Genomic DNA, 6,442 nt, shown 5'->3' on the forward strand with positions numbered 1-6,442 from the left:
GAACGGACGTTGGTGATTGATCAAATGCACTGCCCAGAAAAATCCCTTACTCTGAACATTCAATCCTTACTGGCGTCATGATTGATTAAACGCGCGCGGCAGACATCCAAAATTTCATCGGCCAGCGCGGAATTATCCGGGCAGGCACGAGACAGCACCAGAGCGCCAACAAGATGCGCGATGGTATCTATCAGGTCAGCGCGCGAACCCTTTTCAGTCCCTAAAACGGCGAGTTGGCGTTCAATTCCGGCTGCAAATGTCTCCTTGATTGACTCCGATTGACGCGCTGCATCAGTACCCAGAGCCGACATCACACAGCCAGTCCCCTTATCATCACGGTGTTGGCGGGAGAGATAATATTCAATGAATTTTTCCCGGTTAACACCCTCCGTTTTCTTGGCGGATTGCGTAAAGCCGCAGCTCATCGCTTCAGACAACAAATCAGCCTTGGAACCAAAGTGCTTGTAGAAGCCGCCATGAGTTAACCCTGCCTCTGACATCAGTTCAGCTATCCCGATGCCATCGTAACCGCGCTCACGAAAAAGCTCTGAGGCCGTTTCAACGACTCGCATCCTGTTCTCACGAACCTGCTCTTTTGACACTTTCATGTTTTTACCCTCTCAAAACAGAGCCTGATTATACATTGATGATGATCATAATCAAACCAGTTGACTTTAATGATTATGACCATCATCATTAATTCATCATCTCGACCAACCCTTTAGCAGGCGAATAATCATGACGAACCAGGCACTATTTCAACCCTATGATCTTGGCCCGATAACCCTTGCCAACCACATCGTGATGGCTCCCCTGACGCGTAATCGGGCCGGTGCGGGGCTGGTACCAGGCGAGCTGGCAGCAACGTATTATGCCCAGCGTGCTACCGCTGGACTGTTGATTACCGAAGCCACGCAGATTTCAGCACAGGCGCAGGGCTATCAGGATACGCCGGGGATCTATACGCAGGATCAAATCGATGGCTGGCGCAAAGTGACTGACGCCGTGCATGCCAAAGGTGGGCGGATATTTGTTCAGCTTTGGCACGTAGGACGCATTTCGCATGTCGATTTACAGCCTGGTGGTGCTTCGCCAGTCGCACCTTCCGCAATCCGCGCCGAGACGAAAACCTTTGTGAACAACGGTTTTGCTGATGTCTCAGCGCCACGTGCGCTCGAGCTGCAGGAAATAAACGGGATCATCGACGATTTCAGAAAGGCGTCTGCCAATGCCATTGCCGCCGGGTTTGATGGCGTAGAAATCCACGGTGCGAATGGGTATCTGCTGGAACAGTTCCTTAAAGACGGCGCTAATCAGCGTACCGATGAATACGGCGGCTCTGTCGAGAATCGTGCGCGCCTGCTATTAGAAGTCACTGCTGCCGTCATAGATGAGATCGGCGCCGATCGCACTGGTGTGCGCATTTCACCGGTATCTCCTGCTAATGCGATTTCATGCAGTGATCCGCAACCTCAATATGACTACCTCGCTGAGCAACTCGATGCATTAGGCATCGTGTATCTCCATGTGATTGAAGGTGCTACGGGCGGGCCGCGTGATGTAGCCCCCTTCGATTACGATTCACTGCGCCGACGCTTTAAAAACACGTACATCGGCAACAATGGCTATGACCTGCCGCTGGCGACCGCTCAGCTTGCGCAAGGCAAAGCCGATCTGTTCGCGTTCGGTCGTCCGTTCATCTCCAACCCGGATCTGGTCGAAAGGCTGAAGACCGGCGCATCTCTGGCACCACTGAATCCTGAAACGCTTTATGGCGGTGGCGCTGCGGGATATACCGATTACCCGTCACTTACTCAGACCAGCCAGTAAAGCATCAAATGTCACGGCGCTGCCTGCATCGCACCTTTCAGATTCTGTTAACACATCCATAAAGAAGATCAACTCATGACTAAAGCTTCAGTTCTTATTACAGGCGCATCAACAGGTATTGGTGCTGTTTACGCAGAACGGTTCGCCCGCCGGGGACACGACCTTGTTCTGGTCGCCCGCGACAAAGCAAAATTAGAGATACTGGCCGATCGCCTGCGACAGGAAAATAGTATTTCTGTCGATGTTCTGCCTGCCGACCTCACGCAAGCCGTGGATTTAGCGACTGTCGAAGCGCGTCTGCGCGAAGATTCGCAGATTGGTATTCTTATCAATAACGCGGGTATCGCGCAGTCCGGTAGTTTTACAGAACAGACGCCTGAGTCGATAGAACGCCTCATCGCGCTTAACGTCACGGCATTGACCAGACTGGCCAGTGCCGTGGCACCACGCCTTGTAAAAGCCGGTGAAGGGTCGATCGTTAATATCAGTTCCATCGTTGGACTCGCCCCTGAATTTGCAATGACGGTTTACGGTGCAACCAAAGCCTTTGTTCTTTTCCTGTCTCAGGGAATGAATGTAGAACTGTCGCCTAAAGGCATTTATATCCAGGCGGTGCTTCCTGCCGGTACCTACACGGAAATTTGGGACCGCGCGGGTATCGATATCAGCAACTCGGCAAAATTCATGGAAGTGGGCGAGTTAGTCGATGCTGCACTGGTGGGCTTTGATCGCCGTGAACGGGTCACCATCCCACCTTTACAGGATGCTGCCCGCTGGGACACGCTCGATGCTTCGCGTCAGATTTTGCTTTCAGACATCAAACAAGATGAAGCCGCAGAGCGATATAAAGCTCTCTAGGTAAAGAGGTGTACTCGGCAGAACGATTTTTTGTGTGTTCTGCCGAGCGGCAAATCATACATAAATCGCTTATGGCGCCTCTTCTCATCTCCGATGAGAAACCTCTAATAAATCATGAAGGTCTCGTTCAGCATGACAAAAAAACGTGTAGCGCTCGTTACAGGCGCTTCCTCAGGTATCGGCAGAGCGTCTGCTATTAAACTGTTAGCAGCAGGTTATACGGTATACGGCACAAGTCGGCGTGGTGCGTTGGCGGGTACGCATCCGTTTCCGTTATTGACGCTGGATGTGACGGACGATGCCTCTGTCAAAGCGGCCATTGATGAGCTGCTGCGCCTGGAGGGGCGGATCGATATTCTGGTGAATAATGCGGGGTTCGGGGTCGCTCCGGCGGCGGCGGAAGAAAGTTCCATTGAGCAGGCCAGGCACATTTTTGACACCAATTTTCTGGGCATCGTCAGGTTAACGCGGGCTGTTGTCCCTCAGATGCGCCGTATGGGCAGCGGACGTATCATTAATATTGGTTCGATACTCGGGATCGTTCCGTTGCCGTATGTAGCACTTTATGCTGCCAGTAAGCACGCGGTCGAAGGATACACAGGCGCACTTGACCATGAACTGCGCACGCAGGGTATCAGGGTATCCGTTATCGAACCTGCCTACATAAAAACTCAGTTTGAAGCCAATAATATAGAGCCGGATGCGAAGCTGGAAGAATATGACCTTATCCGGGCGAAGCTAACGAAAGTGGTCAGTAAGGCAATGGCCGAAGCGGAAAGTCCGGACGTTGTGGCAAGCGTAGTGGTTAAAGCTGCTGAGACTTTGCGACCAAAGGTGCGTTACACCGCGGGAACGCTGGCCGGTAAATTGAATTTTCTTCTCAGATTCGCGCCAGCAAAAATCCTGGATAAGGTCGTGCGAAATAGCCTTCAGCTTGATGCGAAAGAATAAAAATGAAATTTTCGCGACTGGCTATTCTGGCATCGGTGTTGTTTTTCCTTCTGGCTACGGCATGGATGTTTTTCCCGGAACAGCTCCTCACGCTGTTGGGAATTGAAACCACACCCGGTACTGATGTGCTCGGCCGACGCTCTGCTGCATTCTTTGCAGGAACAGGAGTCATGTGTGTTTTAGCAAGGAATGCTGAGCCTTCCCCCACTCGATATGCTCTGGCCGCCGGGATTAGCACAATATGTTTTGTCTTAGCCGTGTCTGGCATCGTCGAATGGCAGGAAGGACATGTCAACGGGAAAATTCTTGTGGCCGTGCTTATCGAGCTGTTACTGGGAATCGCTTTTTTACTCAGCAATAGGGGCATCCGGAAAATCGACAGGATAAACAACAAATGAAGACTAAGACGATGAAAGTATTCACGTTTAAACACTATGGAAAATCCCCGGAGCTGGGATTTGAAAACAGAGATTATCCCTCCATCGGTCCTGACGAAATTCTGGTCAAGGTTTACGCAGTAGGTCTCAATCCCATTGACAACATGATCCCTACCGGAATTTTCAAACCGGTTTTGCATTTTACGCTTCCCGCAACACTGGGTAGCGACCTGTCCGGGATTGTGATTGCAACGGGAAACCGAGTGACGCGTTTCAAGCCCGGCGATGAAATCTTCGCCAGTATTTTCGACAGGGGCACAGGCTCTCTTGCCGAATTTGCCGTTGTTCCTGAAAACCTTGCGGCCTTTAAACCTGCAAATCTGAATTTTGTGCAGGCCGCTTCACTGCCGATGGTGAGCCTCACCGCCTGGCAGGCGCTCACAGAGAGAGCCAATCTGCAGCCTGGTCAAAAGGTTTTCATCCCAGCGGGTTCAGGGGGAATTGGGAGTTTTGCCATCCAGTTGGCGAAGCATCTTGGCGCAAAAGTGGGAACGACGACAAGTTCAGTCAACGTCGAGTGGGTCAGTCGTCTCGGCGCAGATGAAGTGGTTGATTACAAAACGCAGGAATTTGAAAACGTGCTGAGTGGCTACGATTTTGTTCTGGGCACTGTCAGAGGGGATACGATTGAAAAGTCCATTTACATTCTTAAGCCTGGCGGAAAGATTATTTCTCTCATTGGGCCGTTAGATGCTGCTTTTGCACGTGAGCGGCATTTAAATATCCTTTTGCGTTCTATATTCAGTCTGATGAGCCGTAAAATCATCCGTCTTTCTAAGAAGAGGAGCTTAACCTATTCATTTCTCTTCGTTCGGCCTGATGGCAAGCAACTCGCTCAAATAAGTCAGCTCCTGGAAGCGGAACACATTATTCCAGTGATTGACAAAGTATTCCCCTTTGCAGAAACAAAGGATGCGCTTGACTATCTGGCTGGAGGACACGCGAAGGGAAAAGTTGTCGTTACTATTCAAGAGTGACAACAACTGCGGTTTGCCTCTGCCTAAGAGACAATAGCGACTCTGCTCATCAGCTGTGTATGGTTCGGCCGGAGTATCTTTATTTACTTACTTAATTCATTCGTACCTGCAAAATGTTGCAAGATGTAAATATTTAACTTATGGTGCGCCCCTGGCTTCTGCTAACACCAGACCTAATGGGCAGAAGTTCAATTGAGCGGGGAGGATTGATGTCTTTCCCCGCAGTTTTTATTGGCGAATCGCCCCAAAAACCCTCACCTTATTCCAAACTAAAAACCCGCACTTAGCGGGTTTTTAGTGTTTGTTGCTACCGTTTATCTGAACGATGAATTCAAAGGAACTTCAGCGTCAGGTTCGTGCGTAATTCTGTTTCGGAGATCGCGACGAATTATCTCAATAGACCAGAACCAAATTAAGTGGCCAAGTATTTCAGAGACGTTTTCATACCATGGAAGGTCGAAAAGCGGTGGGGTTAAGCCCATCAGCGGGAATGAAATCATATGGACAAATAGCTGTGCAAGTGCACCGGCTAACAGCCCCTGCCATAACTTAATTTTAGGGAACACTTCTGCAACGACACAATAACCAACGGCAAACACGATGGAGAATATAATGTGTGTTACTCCAACCCAGTTAAACGCATGCCCCGCAAAGGTATAGACCGCTGCATTTGGGTCAACCATTCCCAGCCAATCGCGGAGAAAAATGTAGGGAGGATTAAGGAAGTTTCTGGAGCAGTCGATATGCTCAGCCGCGCGAATTAATGATTCAGGCCCACATGCACTGGTAAACATATCAACAGGACTACGCGGTGGAAGTGGGACTTCAGCGCCCCATTTTACAAATGCCGAAACCACACCGGAAATAAGCCCAACAAACAGTGCAACACCAAAACGACGCCTACGGGGTTCGGTCTGCACAAAAAAGTCTTTTAACGCCATAAATCCACCACTTAGAAAGAATATTTACAGTTCCTTAATCTTCCTTAACTTGGCTGCATTACATTTTGATACAGATCACACTTTACCCTGCAATTTTATGAAAATTGTTTTAACTAACAAAACACTCGGATCGATGTGGGTTTATTTTTGTTAATGAGCGCACTTCGCTTTAACGTCACGGGCGCCTTTTCCGTGAGCAGAGAATTAATACGCAATGATTGTCACGTCATTAGAGTCAATGAGTGCTCTGTACAACGACGCCGACAGGAAAGAAAGGAAAAACTGGCCATATAACGACCAGTTTTGCAGAAGGGTTTTGCAGAAGAGCTTTAGAAACGATAACCCGCCGAGAACATAAACACCCACGGGTCCAGTCGTGTATGGACACTTTGCTGTTCACCGCCCGCTTTAAAGCGCACGTCGGTGTCGATATCCATGTACCAGACCG

At 49.7% G+C, this 6,442-nt stretch carries 8 protein-coding genes; 5 read left to right on the forward strand and 3 right to left on the reverse strand.

Translation table 11 applies throughout. The annotated features are described in order from the left end of the window. Nucleotides 1–59: 59 nt before the first annotated feature. Nucleotides 60–608: a TetR/AcrR family transcriptional regulator gene (locus ACKI5T_RS09590; protein ID WP_407437174.1), complete on the reverse strand. Its 549-nt coding sequence runs from the start codon at nt 606–608 to the stop codon at nt 60–62. A gap of 130 nt (nt 609–738) precedes the next feature. On the opposite strand from ACKI5T_RS09590, the gene ACKI5T_RS09595 reads away from it, so the two are divergent. The 5 genes from ACKI5T_RS09595 (at nt 739) to ACKI5T_RS09615 (ending at nt 5,053) form a co-directional block, all read left to right on the forward strand. Then, the gene (locus ACKI5T_RS09595; RefSeq protein ID WP_407437175.1) at nt 739–1,830 is read left to right on the forward strand and encodes an alkene reductase; all 1,092 of its coding nucleotides are present in this window, start codon (nt 739–741) and stop codon (nt 1,828–1,830) included. Between the two features lie 75 nt (nt 1,831–1,905). Further along, entirely contained in the window at nt 1,906–2,688 is a 783-nt protein-coding gene (locus ACKI5T_RS09600; protein WP_407437176.1) for an SDR family NAD(P)-dependent oxidoreductase, read from the forward strand. A 132-nt stretch (nt 2,689–2,820) separates the two neighbouring features. Further along, on the forward strand, nt 2,821–3,639 hold the full coding sequence (locus ACKI5T_RS09605) for an oxidoreductase (RefSeq protein ID WP_407437177.1): 819 nt from the start codon (nt 2,821–2,823) through the stop codon (nt 3,637–3,639). Nucleotides 3,640–3,641: 2 nt separating this feature from the next. Further along, nucleotides 3,642–4,037 (forward strand): hypothetical protein, encoded by a 396-nt coding sequence (locus ACKI5T_RS09610; RefSeq protein ID WP_407437178.1) that lies wholly within the window; start codon nt 3,642–3,644, stop codon nt 4,035–4,037. Beyond that, nucleotides 4,034–5,053, forward strand: a complete 1,020-nt coding sequence (locus ACKI5T_RS09615; RefSeq protein ID WP_407437179.1) for an NADP-dependent oxidoreductase — start codon at nt 4,034–4,036, stop codon at nt 5,051–5,053. The genes ACKI5T_RS09610 and ACKI5T_RS09615 overlap by 4 nt, the downstream gene beginning before the upstream one ends. A 314-nt stretch (nt 5,054–5,367) precedes the next feature. Here the strand turns inward: ACKI5T_RS09615 and ACKI5T_RS09620 are convergent, their stop codons facing one another. Next, nucleotides 5,368–5,994: a YagU family protein gene (locus ACKI5T_RS09620; RefSeq protein ID WP_012017665.1), complete on the reverse strand. Its 627-nt coding sequence runs from the start codon at nt 5,992–5,994 to the stop codon at nt 5,368–5,370. Nucleotides 5,995–6,323: 329 nt separating this feature from the next. Further along, on the reverse strand, nt 6,324–6,442 hold a 119-nt coding region (locus ACKI5T_RS09625; RefSeq protein ID WP_407437183.1), incomplete at its 5' end, for an OmpW family outer membrane protein.

Origin of the sequence: Lelliottia sp. (genome assembly GCF_045627565.1) — a bacterium.
GTDB lineage: Bacteria > Pseudomonadota > Gammaproteobacteria > Enterobacterales > Enterobacteriaceae > Enterobacter.